The organism is Mesotoga sp. HF07.pep.5.2.highcov, from assembly GCF_003666285.1.
Lineage (GTDB): Bacteria > Thermotogota > Thermotogae > Petrotogales > Kosmotogaceae > Mesotoga > Mesotoga prima.
In genome coordinates this window covers 1-1,543 of the sequence record NZ_JFHJ01000280.1, presented here as the reverse complement: position 1 = coordinate 1,543, position 1,543 = coordinate 1, and the positions used below count along the sequence as shown (strand labels likewise).

The 1,543-nt window shown below is 44.8% G+C and carries 1 pseudogene; it reads right to left on the bottom strand.

The annotated features are described in order from the left end of the window. A pseudogene (locus BG32_RS06000) lies at window positions 1–1,543 on the bottom strand (type II secretory pathway, component HofQ); the annotation flags it as partial.

Genomic DNA, 1,543 nt, shown 5'->3' with positions numbered 1-1,543 from the left:
GTATATAGCATCGATGAGCTGATCAATCAACTCACCCGTTTGAACAACACTGTCATGATTTCCGACGATCAAGTATTTGTCTTCAACGGGGATAATTTCGACTCTTATTCCTAGCGCTTCAATAAGCAGTTCCAACTGATCGAGAGGAGTCAATCCCTGCTTCACAATGAAGTAGGGGTCCTGAATTTCGTTCAGTCGCGCAACCTCGGCTTCAATAGTTTCAAGAAGATCAATGGGTCCGACGGCGATGTAACCACTTACTGTTGGAGCAATAGAGATTCGAGAATATAAATCTTCGCCCAAGAAGTCGCTGAGATAACTGGTGAATACCTCGTCGCTCCAGCCTGCAACTCTTCGGACGAAGGTAGATACGTTCTTGGAATCTTCAGTACTATCGAATACCTGTTTCTGATCATGAATTGTCTGAACTGCCGTTCTGGCTTTAGAGACCTCTTCAGACGATCCAACTACGATGACACCCGACGGAGATGGAAGCAACTCTGCATCGATGCCCATTTTCTCCAGTATTAAGGAGTAATCTCCTATTTCCTCGAAAGCTGCCGGCACGAATTCAAACACAGCCTGTGCTAAAGCCGTAGAAGGTCTCTTCTGGAGAATCGATTTGGAAGTTTCTATTGCTTTCGAAACCTCTTCTTCTCTACCTACTACAAGGACCCCGGAAGGGGATTCAAGCAACCTAACATCGATCCCAATGCTTGAGAAGATCTCACCAAAAACCTGCGAATCCTTGCTTTCGATTGTAGAAAGCTCAAATACAGTTTCTTTAGATTCCGGGTCCTCTCCGATAGCCTCAACTAATTTCGATATGAGTTCTTTTGCTCGTGCAACATTGTATTCCGATCCAACAACTACAAAATAGTCGTCGACTTCCAGAATATCGACAATGATGCCGAGCCTCGAAAGAAGTGAATTGATTTCATCAATCTGAGGCATCTTGCTTTCTATCGAATAGGATGGACTCTCGATTCCCCTCAGCCTCTCGAATTCGTTCTCTACTCTTTCAACGATCGACTCGGGGCAACTGATTATGTATCCTTTGGCCGTCTGAACGAAGGAGATATTTGCAGTCTTTTCTGGTCCAAGAACTACGCCCAGATAAGATAGAAGACGTTCGGAATCCCATCCAGGAACCCCTGCAATCTCCCTTGATACGAAGGCTCCTTCAACGCTCTCGGTAGTAAGTATCTGATCGTACAATCCGTTGAAAAGCTTTAAATCCTCGCTATCTCCAACAACGACAATCTTGTCATAGATTGGCGTGATAACAAGATCCATACCGAAAACATCTATCATTGAGTTGAGCGAGGCAATTTCCACTTCAGGCTTCGAGAAAATGATCAGATATGATTTCTCGCTTTCAATGTCTCCCTGCTGAGGAAGTATTGATGTCTCCTTATTCATAATCTCTTCGACGATCTTCTTTGCCTTTGCGAGCTGCGCCTCTACACCAATCCCTATGACTCCCGCCGGTGACTCTACAAGATCTATTTCGTACCCTAACAGCGAAAGTATCTCGTCAAGG